Origin of the sequence: Saccharopolyspora rectivirgula DSM 43747, assembly GCF_000497205.1 — a bacterium.
In the GTDB taxonomy this organism is placed as follows: domain Bacteria; phylum Actinomycetota; class Actinomycetes; order Mycobacteriales; family Pseudonocardiaceae; genus Saccharopolyspora; species Saccharopolyspora rectivirgula.
Genome location: NZ_AYJW01000145.1, coordinates 1 through 617 on the forward strand (window position 1 = coordinate 1; position 617 = coordinate 617).

Genomic DNA, 617 nt, shown 5'->3' on the forward strand with positions numbered 1-617 from the left:
TCCAGGTCGATGTCGGCGGCGTGCTGGGTGGACAACACCACCGTGTCCAACCGCACCGGCTGATCCCCGGCGTACTCGATGGTCACCTGCGTCTTGCCGTCCGGCCGCAAATACGGCAGCACCCCGTCCTTGCGCACCCGGGTCAACCGCCGCGACAACCGATGCGCCAACGCGATCGGCAACGGCATCAACTCATCGGTGTCGGTGCAGGCATACCCGAACATCAACCCCTGGTCACCGGCACCCTGCTTGGCGATCTCATCGATCACGCCCTCGACCCGGGACTCGTGCGCGGTGTCCACGCCCTGAGCGATGTCCGGCGACTGCTGACCAATGGCCACGTTCACACCGCAGGAGTTGCCGTCGAAGCCCTTGGCCGAGGAGTCGTACCCGATCTCGAGGACCTTCTCCCGCACGATCGTCGGGATGTCAACATACGCCTCGGTGGTGACCTCGCCGGCCACGTGCACCTGCCCGGTGGTCACCAACGTCTCCACCGCCACCCGCGACCGCGGATCCTGGGCCAGCATCGCATCCAGGATCGAGTCACTGATCGCATCGCAGATCTTGTCCGGATGCCCCTCGGTCACGGACTCACTGGTGAACAACCTGCGGTT

1 protein-coding gene is annotated in these 617 nt (G+C 65.3%); it reads right to left on the reverse strand.

Features of this window, described 5'->3' with window-relative positions:
- The coding region (locus SREC43747_RS0119290) for an S-adenosylmethionine synthetase N-terminal domain-containing protein (RefSeq protein ID WP_029723006.1) at nt 1-608 on the reverse strand (608 nt) is incomplete at its 3' end.
- Between the last annotated feature and the right edge of the window lie 9 nt (nt 609-617).